Source organism: Psychrobacter sp. 1176_08 (assembly GCF_052850615.1).
This window is the reverse complement of record NZ_VXCU01000008.1, coordinates 1-19,138: the sequence shown is the minus strand read 5'-3', so window position 1 is coordinate 19,138 and position 19,138 is coordinate 1. Positions and strand designations below refer to the sequence as shown.

Here is a 19,138-nt window from a genome sequence, read left to right as displayed (position 1 = left end):
TCTATGAATTGATATGTTGGTTTATAGAGGTATTTGATTGATAAAGGTATTGCTGAATAACCGGACTCGTCGATAAAGGAAGGATTAAACGGTCACAAACGTAACTTGAAGAAGGAAAACTGTCTTAAATCATGCTTTTGTATATCATTTCGCTGGCATGATCATCCAGCTCATCATCAGCAAGATCTGGCGGCAATATATTTGCATCTAACTGCTGCTGAGTCAGTAGTAGTCGCCCAGTATCAACTTCTTTTTGTAGTAAGCGATGCAGACTGGTCAGATGAAACTGCCCCTCAAAATAATCGTATAACTGCTTTAAAGAAATTGGCGCATTAGCATGTACATCTGGAAACAAACTGTCTTTTGCTAAGATAACCATTTCATTGAATGCTTCTTCACTCACCATTTCATCTTTGTCGATTTTACGCTGTAGTTTATTGGCCGTTCGCCCTTTAGCCATCAACATAAAAACGAAAATAACGGTTTGTAAGACAAACAAAGCAATGTATTGCCATAAAGGTAGCACTATATCGAGTAAATTACTTATTAACATTAGTATCATAGCAACGACCACATAACCAACCAATTGCCATAGTAACCACATCATCAAACTGTTTTCGCTGTACCAAACCATTTTTCTTTCTTTACGAGTCAGCAACTGCTGTCGAGCCTGCCACCAATACTGTTCTCGCTGTTTCAATAATTCATACAATCGAGTATGATGCTGATGACTACCTACATTATCATGATTGATATGTTCAGCGTCTATATCTTCAGTTTTTGAAACACTAGGCATATCAAATTATCCTTATAATATTTTATCATGAAGACTGATAGCGTTTTTTGTACTCATGACCGTTAGTCATTGATAATTTTTATTTAACGGTTTTGAATCCGACTACATTTTTGAGTGTTCGATGAGCGATAATTATTCGGCATCCAACAAACAGTCTTACCATGAAAAAAAGAAAAAATAAGAGAATTGCCACACTGCTAGAATGTAACTTTTCTTTATAACTTTATTATTAATTGTCTATTATAGTTATCCTAATTATGAATCACAACTTGACCCACCTACATCCTTATCCCTTCGCGAAGATGGCAAAACTGCTTGCAGATAGCGCGCCAGCCCTTACCTACAGTGAAATCAAGCTGGGAATTGGCGAACCCAAACACGAGCCACCTGCCTTTGTGCTGGACGTACTACGAGAAAACTTGGACAAAATAAGTCATTATCCAACCACTAACGGTCTGTTTGAGCTGCGTCAAACCATCGCTCACTGGCTCGAAAAGCGATTTTTCTTAACGCATGTGGATCCTGATACGCAAATATTGCCAGTGATGGGTACGCGTGAAGCAATCTTTAGTATTGTGCAAGCAGTGGTTGACCACACTGCAGATGACGCAGCCAATCCTGGACTACCCCCCTCTCATCAACCACCTACCATCGTAATGCCAAATCCTTTTTATCAAATTTATGAAGGTGCAGCGATACTTGCGCAAGCAACGCCCTACTTTGTGCCTTGCACACGTGATAATGACTTTAAAGGCAATTATCGCGCAGTGCCAAGAGACGTTTGGGCACGGACGCAGCTCTTGTTTGTCTGTAGTCCCAATAATCCGACCGGCTCAGTCATGACGATGGAAGATTGGGAATACCTGATTCGCTTGTCTGATCAGTATGGTTTTGTCATTGCAAGTGATGAGTGTTATAGCGAGTTGTATTTTGATAAAGCGCCGATTGGTTTGTTGCAAGCATGCGCGGCCCTTGGCCGTCATGATTTTAAAAACTGTGTTGTGTTCCACTCTTTATCTAAACGCTCAAACTTGCCTGGTCTACGCTCAGGGTTTGTGGCAGGTGATGCCAAAATTTTGCAGGCGTATTTACAATATCGCACCTATCAAGGCTGCGCGATGCCGATACCGCATCAGCTCGCCTCTATCGCAGCTTGGCAAGACGAGAAGCATGTGGCTCATAACCGCCAGTTGTATCAAGAAAAATTTGCACTGTGGATGTCTGAGCTTGGTGAGCTGCTAGAACTGCGTATGCCTGAGGCAGGGTTTTATTTTTGGATAAAAGCGCCTGAGCAATTCGAAGGGGATGACAAGGTATTTGTAAAAGCGTTATATGAGCAAGCCAACATCCATGCCTTAGCAGGCAGATACTTATCTCGCGAAATCAATGGTCACAATCCAGGAAAAGGTTATGTACGGATTGCTTTGGTCGCTAGTGTCGATGAGAGTCGTGAAGCGATTGGTCGCATTCGTCAGCTGCTTGGCGCATAATCGAGAATAATAGATATCCTAATAATGCTATCGTAAATACTCTCACCGATATGCCATCAAGGATGATGCCATGCCCCATCTTGATTTTACTCAGCCACCATTTGACGTCTTAAGTTTGGCTGAACGACAAAGCATTAGAAAGCACACCCAAATTCGCTACCTTGCCAAAGGCGAAAGCCTACCTGTCGAAGAATTAACGTATCTGTATGTGGTCATCAAAGGACAAATAGAGCAATTACTTGATGGTGAGTTTGTCGCCTCCTACTTGGGCAGTAACCATGCTGATGATTACAATAACAACGATTGGTTCGACAGTCGGCGCTTGCCTGAATCTGTCGTAACGCCCCGCGTGCAAGATGGCAAAGCAAGTAATGCTACGATTGAAGCGGCACAAACCTATCAGTATCGAGCCTCTGAGGATACCTTGCTGCTGCAAGTCACTGGCGAAGCAATCGATAAAATTAGCGCCCAAAATCATTTGGTACGTCAGTTATTATCAGACAAGCTGCCTGAACGCTTAAAAGCCTTACAGCAGCGACGCCAGAATAAGACTTTTGCCCTCTCTCACAATAACAACCAACAAGAAGTACAGCAGATCATGTTGCAACCTGTGACGGATGTGACTCTGTTACCCGTCCACATCGTCGAGGCTCGTAGCAGCTTATTCGAGGCCGCCCGCATCATGACAACAGCAGGACTCAAACACGTATTGGTGCGACCCATCAATCATTCAAATCATGACGTCTCTTTGTCACACGGTCCCAATCATTTATTGGGCATTTTAACGGACACGGATATTTGCCGCGCGGTGAGTGAGCAGCAAGATCCTAATACAACGCCATGCCAGCGTTATGCCAATTTTAACTTGCGCACCATCAACGCAGGCGATGAGATTGGCGATGCCCTACTGACCATGACACGCTACCGTATCCATAGACTGCCGGTCCTTGATACCAACCGTGAGGTGATAGGCATACTCGGACAAAGCGATATGCTCGCTCATATCAGCCACCATTCACAACTGATTAGTATTCAAATTGAACAAGCAGAAGACTTATCAAGCTTACATACCGCTGTTGAGCTGATCGGTCGCTATATTCGTGCTCAGCATCAAAACGGCGTCAAAATCGGCAATATCAGCCGCATGGTACAGACGCTAAACGCGCAAGTATTTACCAAACTTTGGCAATTAATCGTGCCTGATGATGTCGTCGCAAATACCTGTCTTATTGTCATGGGTTCAGAAGGTCGCGGTGAGCAAATCATGCGTACCGATCAAGACAACGCGCTTATCATACGCGATGGCTACATGCATCCTGATTTGGCTCAGTTTGCCGCTACCTTTAATACACATTTGGCCAGTCTCGGCTATCCACTATGTGATGGCAATATCATGATGACCAATCCGATGTGGCGACAACCGCTTAAGTCGTTTAACACACAGATTGGCTCATGGTTGAAAAATACCGATCCCATGCATGGCATCTATCTGTCCGCCATACTCGATGGTGAATACGTCTGCGGTGACGAATCCCTCCTCACTCAGGTACGGCAACATTTACAAGTTGCGCATCGCCAGTCAGACCCTATGTTTGTACGTCAGTTCGCCCGCGCCGCCTTACAGTTTGGTGATGTCAATCAATGGTGGCAAAAATTTGTACCATTACTAGCAGGCAAATCAGCCTCATCAGACATCGATCTAAAAAAAGCTGGCATCTTTCCATTGGTTCATGGCATACGTACGCTCGCCTTAGAAAACGATATCTTAGACGTTCCAAGTACCAAAAACCGCCTCAAAGCGCTGGTGCAAGTACAAGCTTTGAATCAAGAACGCGCCGACACTTTGTTAGAAGCGTTAGAGTTTTTTATGGCGCAGCGCTTATCTGTTGCGCTCTCAACCGATGATAGACAGGCGCGTCAAGTGAACCCAATGACGCTAACCGCGCTTGAGCGTGACTTACTAAAAGAGTGTTTGGCTGTGGTCAAAAGCTTCAAAAACCAACTACGTCAGCACTATCAATTAGAGATATCATGACTGCAGAAGTATCATAAAGGGGTGCGTGACGGATATGAATTGGCTAAAGCAGTTATCTGGCACTTGGCAAAAAAACCAGCTACAACGTCCAGAGTTGGTATCTATGTTTGCCAAACCTCATGCCAAACAGTGGGTCGCCATTGACTGTGAAATGACGGGGCTGAACCCAAAAAAGCATCACTTGTTATCTATCGCCGCCATTCATATCAATGACAATACGATTGATACTGGCAACGGTATGCACCTGGTATGTAGACCGCCTGTGATGCCAGACCGAGATACGATTGTGATTCATGGCTTGCGCACTGCTGATGTTGAGCATGGGATGAGCTATGATGAGATGCTGGCGCTTTTACTACCCTTTATAGACAATCGACCGATTGTTGGATTCTGTACGCAGTTAGACATCGGGTTTTTAAACCCTGTGGTCAAACGCTATATGGGTACGACATTACCGAATCAAATCATTGATGTGCGTCAGTTATACAGTCGGCGTATGGGCGACCGTACACAAGGCATTCCCCATCAGTCACAGCGTCTAACCAATATTTTGGCGCATTATGGAATTCCTGAAATGGGCACACATGATGCTTATAACGATGCCATCATGACAGCGATGGCGTTTTTGCACCTACGCTCACAGTCATAATATACCCTAAAAGAGACACTCAAACCCTGCCCTACATCTACGCGAAAACGATAACTCATGTTACCATAGGCTGTTTTTTCACCTAACGATAGATGCTCATGTTACCTACTTTTAAGCGCTGCTGCACCCCTCATCATAATGCCAATACTGATACCAACCTCGATTATAATACTGATAACAAACCAAAGTTTTTTAACAAACGTTTGAGTCCGTTTTTGCAAGCAGGCAAACGCTTGTCTTTACTTGCGCTTTTAGCCACTGCAACGCCAGTATTTGCACAAGCGGCGCTGCCTGAGGCCATACAAGCGGCTTTGGCACGTGCAGATTTGTCCGCTTCTGATATGAGCATTGTCATCACGCCAGTCGGTGATAAAAACGCCAGTCATCTGCCGTCTCCCATTCAGGTCGTCGATAGTGTAAGCGCGACAAGCACAATAGACCCTATTACTGATTCTAAAGCAGATAGTCCAAAAAGTACTCAAAACCCTATTAAAGAGGGTAAAAAGAATCTTCAAAACTCGACTGAGTATCACAGTGCTCTGACGACTATTGAGAAACGCACAATTAAGAAGTATGAACAAAAAATACATGCTTATACCGATGACCCCTACATTTATCAAAGCCTAGAGAGTATTCCTACCCCATTATCCGATAGCTATTCCTCTCATAGTCATCTCTTAAACAGCAATCAAACCACTCCCAATGATGACAGTCATGATTCAAAAAATAATCGGGATAAAATAGCGACATCGTCTATCAACATCTCGTTTTCTCCTTTATTGAGTTATCAACCTGATATCGCCCGTACCCCTGCCAGCACCATGAAGCTTGTGCCTAGCTTTATCGCTTTGGATACGCTTGGTGCTGATTTTGTTTGGCACACGCGTGTTTATCATACGGGTGTGATTGTCAACGATCGGTTATACGGCGACTTGATCATTCAAGGGAGTGGCGATCCAAAAATGACTCATGAGCGTTTGCAACAGTTATTGTATCAAGTACAGGCAGCAGGCATTCGCCATATCGATGGTGACATGATTGTCGATAGTGCCATTTTTCATAATGTGACCAAAGATCCAGCCGCCTTTGATAACGACCCACTGCGACCTTATAATGCCAGTCCTGATGGTTTTTTGGTCAACTTTAGCACCATCGGTATCAAGAGCTATCCGGTAGACAATGGCAAAGCGGCTTTGGTGTATACACCGCAATTAGCAAACTATCAAATGCCAAGCACCATAGACACACGCTCAGCAGCCTGTGGTCAAGCGCGCTACAGCCTTGCACCGCAGTGGCAACCCAATCGATTGGCGCTCAATGCGGCTTTGCCAAACAGCTGCCAAGAACACGCCTTTTATATTGCTTATCCCGATGCCAAAGAGTTTGCGGCACGTGTCATTGCGGCAAAATGGCAGGCACTGGGCAATACGCTGAGTGGCGATGTCATCTCACAAGAAACGCCTTATGATGCAAGCAAAAAATCAACACCCGCAAAGGGACTAGCCGCGTGGCCGATATCGCCGCTACCTATTGTAAGCTACGCGTCACTAAATCTGGCCCAGCAAATTTATGACATCAACCATTTTTCAAATAATGTCATGGCTGAACAAGTGGCACTATCGATAGGCGCCTATCATCATGACAATAATGCTAAAGTAGCTACAAATAAAACGGATATTCGTAAAAATGTGAATGAGCAAGGGACAATCAGTAGTTCTCTTGACGACAAAAGCGATCGTTTGAAAAACAAAACTGTGAAAAATAGCAGCTTACATAACACCAGTTTATATCAATTTGGCAATCCAACGACGGACTATTCGACCGCGTTACAGACGATCAATCAATGGTGGCAGAGCAATCTAGACACACCCCCACCGTATTTAACCAACGGTTCAGGACTCTGCCGCGAGTGTACGATTACTGCCGCTAATTTAAGCGAGTTACTGGCGTATGCATATAATCGTCCAAACTTCGATAGTTACGTTAACTCTTTAGGCGTGGCTGGTGTGAGTGGCACCATCGTGGCGCATAGTGATAGATTGCCTGATTCGAAAGCTATTGGACGCGCATGGATAAAAACAGGCACATTGAACAACGTGACGTCGATGGCAGGATACGTCAAAGGCCTATCAGGACAGGATTATGTCATTGTAGGACTGATCAACAGTGAGCAAGCACTAAATGCCTATAATGCTCGAACGGTATTGGATGTGGTACTTGACTGGACGGCGCAGCATTAATCTAAACAGCAAAGGCGCAAATCTTAGAAAGCATGCGCAAAGGTGTGAGACCGTCTCTAAAGTGGTCTTTGCGCATTTTTATTTTATCATTAGTGCCTCGCTATTTTATTGACTCACTATATTACTTATATTTTCTTGTTTTTACCTTGATAAAGGTCAGCTTATGTCACGCAAGACTACCACGCTCAACAAATCTACCTCGCATTCAGGTCACAATGGATCGCTCAACACTCATCAATTGGCACGACCTAAACTGGCTCGATATATTGGGTTTTTCGCGATTGGTTATGTGCTTGCCAGCGCAGTATTTATGATGATCCAAACCAAAGTGGCGCTGAACTCAACATTGGTCACAGTAATCTCTATCATTGTTGGCGCTTATATTGCGGTGCATAAGTTTACCAAACAGCAGCAACGCGCTTTGAATAGAGGTGAGAGTAATCGCTTAGTATTTGGCGGAATAGCAGTTGTTTGGGTACTGACGGTGATTTACTTCTTGGGGATTTGGTTTTGGTTGTTTGACGCAGTGAGCCGCGAAGTATTGTTTGAGATGACCACACAACAGCCCCTACCGCTGCTGTCCTCACTGATGCTGATATTGGTAATGACATTGGTCAGCGCTCGCATCAGTATTTGGGTAATGAATCGTTTGCTTGATCCCAAACGTAAGACCATATGAGTTTAATAACGCGCGACTTGAACCTTATAAAACCACAATGACTGACTACAAATTTTTTCCTTTTGAGGCTTAGAATTCGTTAGGCTAACAGTATCAATTGGTGAGCTTCATCAGTTACTTTCTTTTATGAATCGATGCTTAGCGGCACACGGTTTTATTCTTACCATAGGAGTGCGCTTAATGGACATGCTTTTTTTTGACAATATAGACAAACTTGGGCGCATCGTACTGACGACCACCATGATTTACGTCTTAATCGTGCTAGTGACGAAAGTTTCAGGAAAACGTTCTACCTCTCAGCTCAATAATTTTGATTGGGTTGTGACCGTCATGATTGGCTCATTAGGTGCCAGTACCATTTTGCTCAAAAACATTCCTTTTATTGAAGGGGCCTCTTCTATTTTGGTGCTCTATCTATTGCAGTTTTTGGTCACCAAATATGCCTCTATCTCACCGCAATTTAGCAGTTTTATTTTGTCCGAGCCGCGTATTGTTTTTTATCAAGGGCAGTTTTTACCAGATGCTATGCGTGATGAACGATTGACCCGGCAGGAGATAGAATGTGCAATGCGCTCTGATGGAATAAATAGCTTCGATGAAGTTGAAGCCATTGTATTTGAATCGGATGCAAAGCTTACCATTATTCCAAAGCCAAGCCCGAGTGACCCTCACCACCAAAAGACAGAACAGACTGTTTCAGAAACGATTTCACCTTTGATGTGATAATAGATCAAAAAAGAAAATGTATTGGCCGCAACCAATTGTAAAAAACCTTGTGATATTTATTTAATTATTGACGTGGTATGGACTATGAAAGTAAGAATTTTGAGCGTCGGCAACAAAATGCCTAACTGGGTGCAAACAGGTTTTGATGAATACCATAAACGTATTCAACCCATGCTCAGTACAGACATCATCGAAATCGCGGCCGCCAAGCGAGCAAAAAACCCCTCAGATGCCAATTTAGCACAGTATCGTGAACAAGAGGGTCAAGCCATTTTGGCAGCTCATAATGCCACTGGGCGCGAACAATTATGGGTATTGGACGTCAAAGGTAAAATGCTTTCGACAGAAGGCTTGGCCGATAAACTATCAGATGCGATGCAACAAGGGGATGATATTGCTTTGGTCATTGGCGGTGCAGATGGTGTCTCGCCTGAAGTACTGGCAAAAGCTGACGTAAAATGGTCGTTGTCCGCGCTGACATTGCCACATCCTCTCGTACGAGTTGTCTTGATGGAGCAGTTGTATCGAGCGATGAGTATCAATAACAACCATCCCTATCATCGTGGTAATTAAGCAAAGTACAGTTCGCGATAAATTATCTGAAAATAACCATGAAAAAACAGATTGAAAAACTGGCATGCGCCCTAATAACTGGAACATGAAATATCCAAAACGCGCAATACCTAAAGCCTCTCATTCCACTTCACAACGTGGCGATCATCATGGGCACACGTTGCAGCCCATCACGTCTGCCGATGCTTGGGAAGACACGTCTGCTATAGTCTCTAAGGCAGCCAACTTGGCTAAACTGCCAGCCTTGTTTATCTCGCATGGCGCACCCACGCTTGCGATTGAACAATCTGCCACAACCAGTGCATTGGCACGTATCGGGCAAAACTTACCCAAGCCACGTGCCATCGTTATTATGTCCGCACATTGGCAGTCAGCCAAGCTTGAGATCAGTAGCAACCCTCAACCGAAAACGTGGCATGATTTTTCAGGCTTTGCGCCTGAGCTATATGAGCTACAGTATCCTGCTGCTGGTCAGCCAGCGCTTGCTGAATCGCTCGCGCATCAGCTTACTGCGCGCGGTATTAGGTGCAGCATCAATCCGATGCGTGCTTGTGACCATGGTGTTTGGGCCCCGCTTATCCATATGTATCCACAAGCAGACATACCAATCGTACAGATATCTTTACCACAGCACTACGACAGTGTTGCTTGCTATCAGCTGGGCGCACAGCTTGAACGTCTGCGCGAAGAGCAGATACTTATTATCGGTTCAGGGAGCATCACGCACAACTTGCAAGCCCTGCGTTGGCAAGCGGACAGTATTGATAAGGCGGCAAAAGACTTTAAAGATTGGCTATTACAGCACATTAAGACAGACATTCCTACTGCGCTAGATTGGCAACAGTACCCCAATTATAAGCATGTTCACCCAAGTGATGAGCATTTGCTACCACTGTTCTTTGCTTTAGGTGCGGGTCAACGTGTCTCTGTCGTGCATCAAAGTATGGCACATCATAGTTTGGGGATGGATATTTATCGCTTCGATTAATTAATAGCTATTTAATCAAAGCGTACAAATCTACTTCTTAAAGGCAGGTTTGGTAAATAAACCAGCACGTTCCATCTCACCTGCCAGACTCAATAGTGTCGCTTCATCATTCATACGTCCAATGAGCTGCATACCAATTGGCAAACCTTTTTTACTCATACCGACGGGCACTGACATGGCTGGCAATCCTGTGACGTTACCCAGCAAGGTAAAGCCCATTTTGCCTAGTACAGGAGCACTTAGTTTTTCAATCATGCCTGATTTGAAGGCATGTTTCCCCATATTGAAACCTTTATTCAGTATTTCAGCACTACGCATCATCATCTCATTCATACGACTTGGTGGCAGCACGCCATGTTTGACAGCAGGCGTGGGTACTGTCGGGGATAAAATCATGTCATAAGTGTCCAATAACAGGCCTGTTTGATACTGACTGTGGTGCCAACCGTGCTTGGCATGAACCAAATCAGCTGCTGATAACGAACGTCCTAGCAGCGCCATATTATAGGTTTGTGGCTCTAGGTTTTTGATATGGGCAGCGCCAAACTCCCGCTCGATATTGTCAATCGTAAAGGCAGTATGCGCACAGACCACAACGATAAAATCATGCCAAAACTGCTCTATATTAATATTTGGCTCACAAGGTATCACTTGATGCCCCATAGACTCTAGTTGCTTGGCCGTTTGCTCAAGTACAGCGAGCACCTCTTTGTCCACCACGGTATTGGCAATCAATGGCTGCTGCTGCAAAGCGATTTTTAATGGCCTTGGCGCACGCATTGCTGCCTGTAAAAACGTCCCATCTGGCGGCGCAATCACGTAAGGTGCACCGATTTCTGCGCCATTCGTAGCATCGAGCATCGCGGCGCTGTCACGTACCGAACGTGTAATCACGTGATCAGCAACTGCGCCTTCCCAACCTTCACCATATCTCGGTCCCATTGGATTACGCCCACGACTGGGTTTGAGTCCAAACACACCGCACCAAGCAGCTGGAAAACGTATCGAACCACCACCGTCACCAGCGCCCGCCATCGGTACAATACCGCTTGCGACTGCTGCTGCACTGCCGCCCGATGATCCACCAGTGCTATAGCCTTTCTTAAAAGGGTTATGAGTAGCACCATGCGCTTTTGGCTCAGTCGTGATAATCAAACCAAACTCAGGCGTATTGGTCTTACCAAAGGTATTAACGCCCGTGGCTTTCATCCGTTTGACGATTTCGCTGTCGTTTTCTGAGAGGATATTGACGCTGCGACTGCCCATCGTAATCGGTTCATCAGCGAAGCTAAATGACAAATCTTTTAACAGATAAGGCACGCCAGTAAATACGCCTTTCGGCAATCCTGCTTGCGCGGCATTGTAAGCGCGCTCATCAAAACGGTGAACAATGGCATTCAGCTTAGGATTGAGCTTATTGGCCTGATAAACGGCCGCGTCCAGCAACTCTTTTGCACTGACCTCACCTGAGTTAACCAATGCCGCTAAGGCTAATCCATCATACTGAGTGTATTCTTTGAACATAACTGACCGTCCTTGGAGAGTAATTAAAATGAGATTGACAGATTGACTAAAGTTGTTGCCTATTTATCTTATAACCACTGTCAGTTTAGTATAAAAAATGGCACCTTATAGTCGATAAACAAACTGATTGGTCATTTGGAGATTGGATTGAGCTCATAGTTTTGTAAATAAACCCAGTTTTGATAAATCAAAGCATGACTGATCATAGACATTGGTTTTAGATCCTCAATTTGTGAAAATATGATTAAGCGTATTTCATAAAAAGACGAGCCACTTTTGTGACTCGTCTTTTTGCTATAGTGAGTTTTAGTATAAAATTGATACCAGTTCCGCGTTGCAATATAAAGGTTCTGTTTTATTTGGAATCGACTGTATCTACTGCAACCTAAACGCTACATCAGCAGTTCACGCTTGCCGCTTTTACCCATTGAGCTGACCAATCCGGCTTCCTCCATAGAGTCCACAATACGCGCTGCACGGTTATAGCCAATGCTAAATTTACGCTGGATACTAGATGCAGAGACTTTACGCGTTTCCATAATAAAGGCCACCGCATCGTTATACAGTCCATCATCTTCGCCAGAAGCATTGTTTGCGCTACCACCACCGTTACCACCTGGGCTAGATAATTCAAAGTTACCTGCCATGTTGTCAATATAGTCCGGTGCGCCGCGCTCACGCCACGCATCACAGACACGGTTGACCTCTTCGTCACTGACATAAGCGCCATGCACACGGTCGGGCTCAATCTGCCCAGGCCCTAAGAACAGCATATCGCCATTGCCTAGCATATCCTCAGCGCCACCACTGTCCAAAATCGTCCGTGAGTCGACCTTTGAGTTGACACGTAGGGCAGCACGTACGGGAATATTGGCTTTGATCAAACCAGTGATCACATCTACCGATGGGCGCTGAGTGGCAAGCATCAAATGAATACCCGCTGCTCGGGATTTCTGCGCTAAGCGTGTAATCAATTCTTCTGCCTGCTTACCGACCTGCATAATCATGTCAGCAAACTCATCCGCGACAATGACAATCATGGGCAAGGTTTTTAGCTTTGGTGCTTGGCTGATGCTGACACTGTCATTGGGCCGCCACAAAGGATCAAGCATAGGATTGCCCGCTTTTTCCGCTGCGATGACTTTTTTATTAAACTCATTGAGCTTACGAACCTTGAGCAAACTCATCAACTGGTAACGGCGCTCCATCTCCGCCACGCACCATGAGAGACTACTGGCCGCCTCGGTCATATCAGTGACGACTGGTGTCAGTAGATGCGGGATATCATTGTAGTTAGCAAGCTCTAACTGCTTTGGATCAATCAAGATAAGACGCAGCTCATTGGGCGTGTATTTGAGTAGCATCGACAACAACATGGAGTTGACCAATACCGATTTACCCGAACCAGTCGTACCTGCAACCAACATGTGCGGTGCCCGTGCAAGATCGGTAATAATTGGATTGCCACCAATGTCTTTACCCATCGCCATACTGATTTGCGCTTTGGGGTCTTTGAACTTCTCGGTATTGAGTAGCTCAATCAAACGCACCATTTCACGCTGTTTGTTAGGTACTTCGATACCAATATAAGGCTTGCCAGGAATCACCTCAACCACACGCAAAGACGCCATCGATAATGAACGCGCCAAGTCACGTGAAATACCCGTAACCTTGCTGGCTTTAATACCGGGGGCCAGCTCAACTTCAAAGCGCGTCACGACAGGACCGGGGATAGCATTAACCACCGACGCTTTTACATTAAATTCTTGTAACTTGATCTCTAACAGCTCAGAGAGCTGCTCAAGCTCAGCTATGGTATAGCTAGGCTTACGATCTGGATCTGGCTTATCAAGAATAGACATCTCTGGAATAGGCGTAAGGCTGCTGCGATATTGTGCCGTCTGCATCGAGCGTGACTTTCGACTAAAGGCATCATCATCGCTAATATGCGGCATGATTGATGTATCAGTGTCTTCATCTTCTGGCATCATATCAGTGATATGGTTGCTGCTATCCCCTTCTGGTACGGCAAAACTCATCGTCGGTTTGACTGGCTGCGTGTTTTTCGCAGCATTAGCAACATCAATCGTGTCTACTGTTGGCGCTGCTGTTGGATTGGTAGGCGGTGTATTGGTTGGTGTCATATCTATCGCTTCTGACACGGCGGCTACGCTGTCTAATACTGGCGAAGCAACTGCTAATGCCGCCACCTCGGTTGACGTATCACTGTTTGATAACTCAGCCTGACTGCTAGACAGAGGCTCATTGGGCTGAACGGTTTCCGTTTGCATAGCAGGTTCTAAAACATCAGCATGCTCTGCTAGCCATGCATCTGCTAAGGTATCCACGGCTATTGTAGTATCTTCTGATGTTGATAATACAGCGTCAGTACTGGCTGTTTCGTTATAAAGTTGCTCCTCGACAGAAGGCTGAATGATCTTTGTTTTAGGTCTCGCAGTGGTTGGTTCTACAGACGGCTCTGCCTCTATTGTAGAAGTAGATGCTGGCGTAGATTCCGCTATCACTTCTAAATCTGTTGGCTCGTTTTTAACGAATTCATTTTTTAACGATTCACTTTTTATAGGCTCAGGGCTCATATCATCAGAAATCAGAGCAGCAGTATCAGAATGACTCATGCTATTGGCACTGTAGGCCATCTGCTCACTCGCCAACAAATCATCGACCGTATTGGCATCATTCCATGCAAAGCTTGGTTCAACTTTACGGACAGGCGCTATGACAGGATTTGATGATGAATGTGTTTGATTATCTATACTCTCAGTCGTACCATTTTTTAGTGGTTCAGTCTCTAAAGGATCAGGTTTTTCATGACCAGATAAGGCAGTCTGGGTTGCTGTTGTGGCTTGTGTCGCTGCGGCCATAGAGGCTCTGACACTATCAGAAAGCCCAGACTTCACCAAAAAGTCTGATAAGACGTTGCTAAATCGACCGCTTTTATCGGTCGCCTGCTCAGAAGATTGCAAGGCCAAGGGCAACTGCTCATAAGCTGGCGCTTCTTGATCTGGATTCGCCCCTGTGGTGACTTTGCCCTTCGTGTTTAATACTTCTCTGTTTTGAGTGACTGCTACGGTCTCTTGTGTGCTTTCTTTTTTTACGCCTGAACCAAACCAAGACAGGGCGGTGATTTTCTGATAAATCGTCAGCCAATGAATGTTAAAGGCAAAGGTCGCGGTGAGGACGACAAACACCATCAAGAAAACCACACTCCCCCACTGCGTTAAGAGCTGTGCTAAGCGTACCTGCAACTCAAGACCAATAATTCCACCCGCCACTCCTTCAAGTGCTGTCGCGGTAGGATTGGTGAATTGTTGCACTAAGGCCACGAGTTGAGCAAATAAGGCACTGGCACTTAATAATAAGAAGACATAAGCGACCAAACGCATCAGCCAAAACGTAGGCTTGTTGTCCCACCAAATAAGGATAGACTCATAAATCAAAAATGCCAGCAGCCACCATGCACCAAAACCAAAGAAGCTGTAGAGCAAGTCGGACAACCACGCACCTGTCTCACCGCCCATATTATTAATTGTGGTCATATCACTACTGATGTGTGACCAACTCGGATCGTTACCCGTATACGTCATCAAAATGACGAACAGATAAACGGCCAGTATTAACCCAAGGAGGGTAAATATTCCTTTTTTCAAATACTCAATAAGCGGTGCTGATATCACGTAAGATCTGCCTTGTTATTAATACTAAATGGTCGCCGCATGACTAAGCCTAATCATGCTGACATAAAGTGCTGACATAAATATACCTAGCAACAGGGTTAAGAGCCATTATTGATCCCGACAATGGTGAATAACGATGGTCTTTTTACTCTAACTGTACTTGGCATAACTTCTTATAATAACAAATAGATAGGTATGGTGGCGACAGTCTTCTAAAGAAAGCAGGCAAGAAAGTCAGTCAATCTGCGATTTATGCATAAAACCGTACAATTAGTACAAACAGCTGATAGGATAACGCTAACAATTTTGCGTAAACTCTATAAAATAACCATTATTTATTAAGGCCAAACGTCAAGGCAAACATGCTTTGATTATAGTGATGCCTGTGTTTGTTTTAGCAAACTTGCACTTTTGGGTCTATGCCCTTATGTTATTATCACATTGCAATTAAACAAACCAAAACAGTCTCATTTTTTGAAATTTTTTATAACATTTATCATTCTTATTTTAATTCGTATATTTAGCAAGGAACAAACTCATGGCAACTGACAATACAGCCCCACGTCACGAAAAGCTTATTATTCTAGGGTCAGGCCCTGCTGGTTACGCCGCTGCAGTGTATGCAGCACGTGCCAACCTCAAACCTGTGATGGTCACAGGCTTAGAAGTGGGTGGACAATTAACCACCACTACAGAAGTCGATAACTGGCCAGGTGATGCTCATGATTTAACGGGCCCTGCATTAATGGAGCGCATGAAAGCTCATGCCGAGCGTTTTGGTACTGAGTTGGTCTATGATCATGTTAATGAAGTCGACCTAAATGTACGTCCTTTTGAATTGGTCGGTAATAATGGCACTTACACTTGTGATGCTTTGATTATCTCAACAGGCGCGTCTGCTCAATACTTGGGCATAGAGTCAGAAACCAAGTTTAGAGGTTTGGGTGTATCAGCTTGTGCCACTTGCGATGGTTTTTTCTATAAAGATCAAAAAGTCGCTGTGATTGGCGGTGGTAACACTGCTGTAGAAGAGGCTTTATACCTGTCTAATATCGCGTCTGAAGTGACGCTCGTGCATCGCCGTGATAGCTTACGTTCTGAAAAAATTCTACAAGACAAATTATTTGAAAAAGCCAAAAATGGCAATATCAAAATCGAGTGGAATCATCAAGTCAAAGAAGTCGTTGGTGATGATATGGGCGTGAATGGTGTCATCATTGAGTCTATGATTGATGGCAGCACCAAACAGCTAAATACCATGGGTATGTTTGTGGCGATTGGTCATAAGCCTAATACAGATTTGTTTAAAGATCAGCTCGATATGAAAGACGGCTATCTTGTAGTCAAAAGTGGCCTAAATGGTAACGCCACGCAAACCAGTATTGAAGGCGTGTTTGCTGCTGGCGATGTTGCAGACCATGTGTATCGTCAAGCCATTACTTCTGCAGGCACAGGCTGTATGGCAGCGCTGGATGCTGAGAAGTACCTGGACGCTATTGGTGAAACGATGGCAACTGACCACACCTATGCATCGACATTGACCGCTGATCAAGAATCCTAAATGGGCAATATCACTCTACCAAACGATCAAAACATCACGCCTGAGACCTTAAAAAGTCTTGGGCGTTATGACTTCCCTGATCCTACCTCTATCGATCCTGAAGGGGTTGGTCTTGTTGCTGTGGGCGGCGATTTGGCATCTGACACGCTGATTTCTGCTTACGCGCAGGGACTGTTTCCTTGGTTTAATGAAGACGAGCCCATCGCTTGGTGGTGTCCTGAACCAAGATGTGTGGTGGTGCCCTCCGACTACCAACCAAGCAAGTCTTTACGCAAACAAGCAAGACGCGAACGTTGGCAGTTGACCTTGAATCAGGCATTTGATGATGTCATCCGTGCCTGTAGCTTACCGCGTAGTGATGGGCTTCCTGAAGGTGAGCACACTTGGATCCATGAAGAGATGATTGAAGCCTATACCAATCTTCATGCGCAAGGCTTTGCCCATAGCATTGAGGTATGGAATGATCAAGGACAGCTTATAGGTGGACTTTATGGCTTAAAGCTTGGCGGCATATATTTTGGCGAGTCCATGTTCCATTGTGCATCCAACGCCTCCAAGCTGGCTTTTTGGGGATTAATGCGGCTATGCGAACAAAGTCAGGTCGCTCTTGTTGACTGTCAGTTACCGAATGATCATCTGATGAGTTTGGGTGCCACTACCGTACCTCGAGCTGAGTTTCTTACTCAGTTAGATACTTTAATAAGGGCCGGCTCGGTCAAATGGCAAAAAGACGCTTATATACCACTAGCCGTCTCATTACTTGATACACCAACCCCTTGGCAGCGTAAATTGAGTTAATTGTTCCTACTGTCTTATTCCCACTCATAGCTTCCAACGAGAGTATTATGTCCCCTGACAATTCCTTTTTATTGATTGGTGCTCTAGCAACAAAAGCCAATACAACTAAAGATACTGTGCGCCACTATGATCAACTAGGCTTACTAAAATCTCGCAAACGTCAAGCAGGCTCACGTCTATATACTGAGTTCCATCCAGAATGCGTGGAACGTATTGAACTGATCAAAAGCGCACAGGCTATTGGTTTTACCCTGACTGAAATCAAAGACAGTCTTAATGATTATTACGACGGTCAGCTCGATATCGATCTGCAGCTGATGCTTACTCAGCAAAAATTGGCACAAGTACGAAAGCAACAGGCCAACATCAGTGTGATGGTAGAATTGCTCAGCGAGCGTGTCGAGGTACTAGAGTATATGAAAGCAGATCATGGCTCCAAAATTGACGTTGAAACGTGCAAAAAAAAATACATGAACAATGATCAAAATCATACTGATTCATTGACCAACTCTTCTTCTAATTTTGAGTAACGCATTGGCATTTATCTACTCGCTACTTCTACGTATACGTATCCACTCGTTGCAAGATCAACGCATCGATAGCCGCTTTATCTTTTAGTTGATAGTAGCCTTTACGCCTATGAATCACTACAAACTGTTGCTGCTCATACAAAGCGATCGCTGGAATATTATCCGCCCGTACTTCGAGCAAAAGGTTTTCTACTTGGCGTTGCATCAATTCACGATTTAACTTGTCAAACAGTTGTGACGCAATGCCTTGACGTTGATAATTGGGATGCGTGCCAATACGCAAAATCTCAGCTTGCTCAAAAACAACTTGATATAGGCAATAGCTGATGACTGTTTTATCGAGGGCAGTACTTGACTGTTTATCATAAACGATCAGCATATCGATACTGTCCTGCTCAAGCAAAGTAATCAGTGTCTGATACGTCCATGCATCATGCGGCTGAACCACCGCTTCTATATCAGCTACTGCTTGAATGGTCTGCTGATAGTCGACTGCATGTACTGATACATTCTCTATGACAACCACAGTTTCTCCTTTTATTTTGATAATGTTTAGTCTACTACAGACTCTATGTAAAATAGGCATTGTTCATGTAGACAGATATTATTTCTATAGTCAATCCACTATAAAATATATACAGTGCTGCCAACGTCATATTTTCTTGCTTGCGGTGCCTTCGCAGACAAAGGCGACAAAAATATATCGTTGGCAGTCCAGAATCATTGTTGTAACTTTTTTATTTGGGGTTAGCTATATTATGAAGTCACTTTTTCATATCCAAAAAAAAGCCACCCTCAAAAAGAGGGTGGCTTTTTTATAACTAACTCAAACGCTCATTGCTGAGACTTAAGTC

General features: G+C 44.5%; 15 protein-coding genes. 11 read left to right on the top strand and 4 right to left on the bottom strand.

The annotated features are described in order from the left end of the window. Positions 1 to 124: 124 nt before the first annotated feature. Positions 125 to 796 (bottom strand): hypothetical protein, encoded by a 672-nt coding sequence (locus tag FW759_RS11070; RefSeq protein WP_446443031.1) that lies wholly within the window; start codon positions 794 to 796, stop codon positions 125 to 127. Positions 797 to 1,053: 257 nt separating this feature from the next. Here FW759_RS11070 and dapC point away from each other — a divergent pair, with 257 nt between their 5' ends. From dapC to FW759_RS11030, 8 genes are all read left to right on the top strand, one after another. Further along, positions 1,054 to 2,286, top strand: a complete 1,233-nt coding sequence (dapC, locus tag FW759_RS11065) for a succinyldiaminopimelate transaminase (RefSeq protein WP_446443030.1) — start codon at positions 1,054 to 1,056, stop codon at positions 2,284 to 2,286. 70 nt (positions 2,287 to 2,356) lie between these two features. Then, positions 2,357 to 4,321, top strand: coding sequence for a DUF294 nucleotidyltransferase-like domain-containing protein (locus tag FW759_RS11060; RefSeq protein WP_443571777.1), 1,965 nt, complete (start codon positions 2,357 to 2,359; stop codon positions 4,319 to 4,321). A 34-nt stretch (positions 4,322 to 4,355) separates the two neighbouring features. Beyond that, a complete protein-coding gene (locus FW759_RS11055; RefSeq protein WP_443571776.1) occupies positions 4,356 to 4,970 on the top strand; it encodes a 3'-5' exonuclease in 615 nt (204 codons plus the stop codon). Between the two features lie 98 nt (positions 4,971 to 5,068). Continuing rightward, positions 5,069 to 7,210 carry a D-alanyl-D-alanine carboxypeptidase/D-alanyl-D-alanine-endopeptidase gene (locus FW759_RS11050; RefSeq protein ID WP_446443029.1) on the top strand — a complete coding sequence of 714 codons (2,142 nt, stop codon included), beginning with the start codon at positions 5,069 to 5,071 and terminating at the stop codon, positions 7,208 to 7,210. A gap of 163 nt (positions 7,211 to 7,373) precedes the next feature. After that, positions 7,374 to 7,889 (top strand): ABZJ_00895 family protein, encoded by a 516-nt coding sequence (locus tag FW759_RS11045; RefSeq protein ID WP_131400874.1) that lies wholly within the window; start codon positions 7,374 to 7,376, stop codon positions 7,887 to 7,889. A gap of 180 nt (positions 7,890 to 8,069) precedes the next feature. Next, the gene (locus FW759_RS11040) at positions 8,070 to 8,612 is read left to right on the top strand and encodes a YetF domain-containing protein (protein ID WP_131400873.1); all 543 of its coding nucleotides are present in this window, start codon (positions 8,070 to 8,072) and stop codon (positions 8,610 to 8,612) included. Between the two features lie 87 nt (positions 8,613 to 8,699). Next, complete coding sequence (gene rlmH / locus FW759_RS11035) at positions 8,700 to 9,188, top strand: 23S rRNA (pseudouridine(1915)-N(3))-methyltransferase RlmH (protein WP_443505669.1); 489 nt, start codon at positions 8,700 to 8,702, stop codon at positions 9,186 to 9,188. A 64-nt stretch (positions 9,189 to 9,252) separates the two neighbouring features. Continuing rightward, positions 9,253 to 10,176 carry a DODA-type extradiol aromatic ring-opening family dioxygenase gene (locus tag FW759_RS11030; RefSeq protein WP_443571773.1) on the top strand — a complete coding sequence of 308 codons (924 nt, stop codon included), beginning with the start codon at positions 9,253 to 9,255 and terminating at the stop codon, positions 10,174 to 10,176. A gap of 30 nt (positions 10,177 to 10,206) precedes the next feature. Here FW759_RS11030 and FW759_RS11025 read toward each other — a convergent pair whose 3' ends face one another. Both FW759_RS11025 and FW759_RS11020 read right to left on the bottom strand, forming a co-directional pair. Further along, positions 10,207 to 11,700, bottom strand: coding sequence for an amidase (locus tag FW759_RS11025; RefSeq protein ID WP_446443028.1), 1,494 nt, complete (start codon positions 11,698 to 11,700; stop codon positions 10,207 to 10,209). 392 nt (positions 11,701 to 12,092) lie between these two features. Beyond that, positions 12,093 to 15,395: a DNA translocase FtsK gene (locus FW759_RS11020; RefSeq protein ID WP_446443027.1), complete on the bottom strand. Its 3,303-nt coding sequence runs from the start codon at positions 15,393 to 15,395 to the stop codon at positions 12,093 to 12,095. Between the two features lie 538 nt (positions 15,396 to 15,933). Between FW759_RS11020 and trxB the strand changes: the two genes are divergently transcribed. The 3 genes from trxB to FW759_RS11005 are packed head-to-tail and all read left to right on the top strand — an operon-like array spanning position 15,934 to position 18,284. Continuing rightward, positions 15,934 to 16,956 carry a thioredoxin-disulfide reductase gene (trxB, locus tag FW759_RS11015; protein ID WP_446443026.1) on the top strand — a complete coding sequence of 341 codons (1,023 nt, stop codon included), beginning with the start codon at positions 15,934 to 15,936 and terminating at the stop codon, positions 16,954 to 16,956. Beyond that, complete coding sequence (gene aat / locus FW759_RS11010; protein ID WP_446443025.1) at positions 16,957 to 17,754, top strand: leucyl/phenylalanyl-tRNA--protein transferase; 798 nt, start codon at positions 16,957 to 16,959, stop codon at positions 17,752 to 17,754. Between the two features lie 47 nt (positions 17,755 to 17,801). Then, positions 17,802 to 18,284, top strand: a complete 483-nt coding sequence (locus FW759_RS11005; protein ID WP_443530895.1) for a MerR family transcriptional regulator — start codon at positions 17,802 to 17,804, stop codon at positions 18,282 to 18,284. A gap of 28 nt (positions 18,285 to 18,312) precedes the next feature. Here FW759_RS11005 and rimI read toward each other — a convergent pair whose 3' ends face one another. Beyond that, positions 18,313 to 18,810, bottom strand: a complete 498-nt coding sequence (gene rimI, locus FW759_RS11000) for a ribosomal protein S18-alanine N-acetyltransferase (protein WP_446443024.1) — start codon at positions 18,808 to 18,810, stop codon at positions 18,313 to 18,315. Positions 18,811 to 19,138: the final 328 nt, after the last annotated feature.

Excerpts from the sequence above, each read along its gene's own strand:
- trxB (WP_446443026.1), top strand. The coding sequence starts at position 15,934 with ATGGCAACTGACAATACAGCCCCACGTCACGAAAAGCTTATTATTCTA.
- aat (WP_446443025.1), top strand. The coding sequence starts at position 16,957 with ATGGGCAATATCACTCTACCAAACGATCAAAACATCACGCCTGAGACC.
- dapC (WP_446443030.1), top strand. The coding sequence starts at position 1,054 with ATGAATCACAACTTGACCCACCTACATCCTTATCCCTTCGCGAAGATG.
- rlmH (WP_443505669.1), top strand. The coding sequence starts at position 8,700 with ATGAAAGTAAGAATTTTGAGCGTCGGCAACAAAATGCCTAACTGGGTG.
- FW759_RS11045 (WP_131400874.1), top strand. The coding sequence starts at position 7,374 with ATGTCACGCAAGACTACCACGCTCAACAAATCTACCTCGCATTCAGGT.
- FW759_RS11025 (WP_446443028.1), bottom strand. The coding sequence starts at position 11,700 with ATGTTCAAAGAATACACTCAGTATGATGGATTAGCCTTAGCGGCATTG.
- FW759_RS11060 (WP_443571777.1), top strand. The coding sequence starts at position 2,357 with ATGCCCCATCTTGATTTTACTCAGCCACCATTTGACGTCTTAAGTTTG.
- FW759_RS11005 (WP_443530895.1), top strand. The coding sequence starts at position 17,802 with ATGTCCCCTGACAATTCCTTTTTATTGATTGGTGCTCTAGCAACAAAA.
- FW759_RS11040 (WP_131400873.1), top strand. The coding sequence starts at position 8,070 with ATGGACATGCTTTTTTTTGACAATATAGACAAACTTGGGCGCATCGTA.
- FW759_RS11050 (WP_446443029.1), top strand. The coding sequence starts at position 5,069 with ATGTTACCTACTTTTAAGCGCTGCTGCACCCCTCATCATAATGCCAAT.
- FW759_RS11030 (WP_443571773.1), top strand. The coding sequence starts at position 9,253 with ATGCGCCCTAATAACTGGAACATGAAATATCCAAAACGCGCAATACCT.
- FW759_RS11070 (WP_446443031.1), bottom strand. The coding sequence starts at position 796 with ATGCCTAGTGTTTCAAAAACTGAAGATATAGACGCTGAACATATCAAT.
- FW759_RS11055 (WP_443571776.1), top strand. The coding sequence starts at position 4,356 with ATGAATTGGCTAAAGCAGTTATCTGGCACTTGGCAAAAAAACCAGCTA.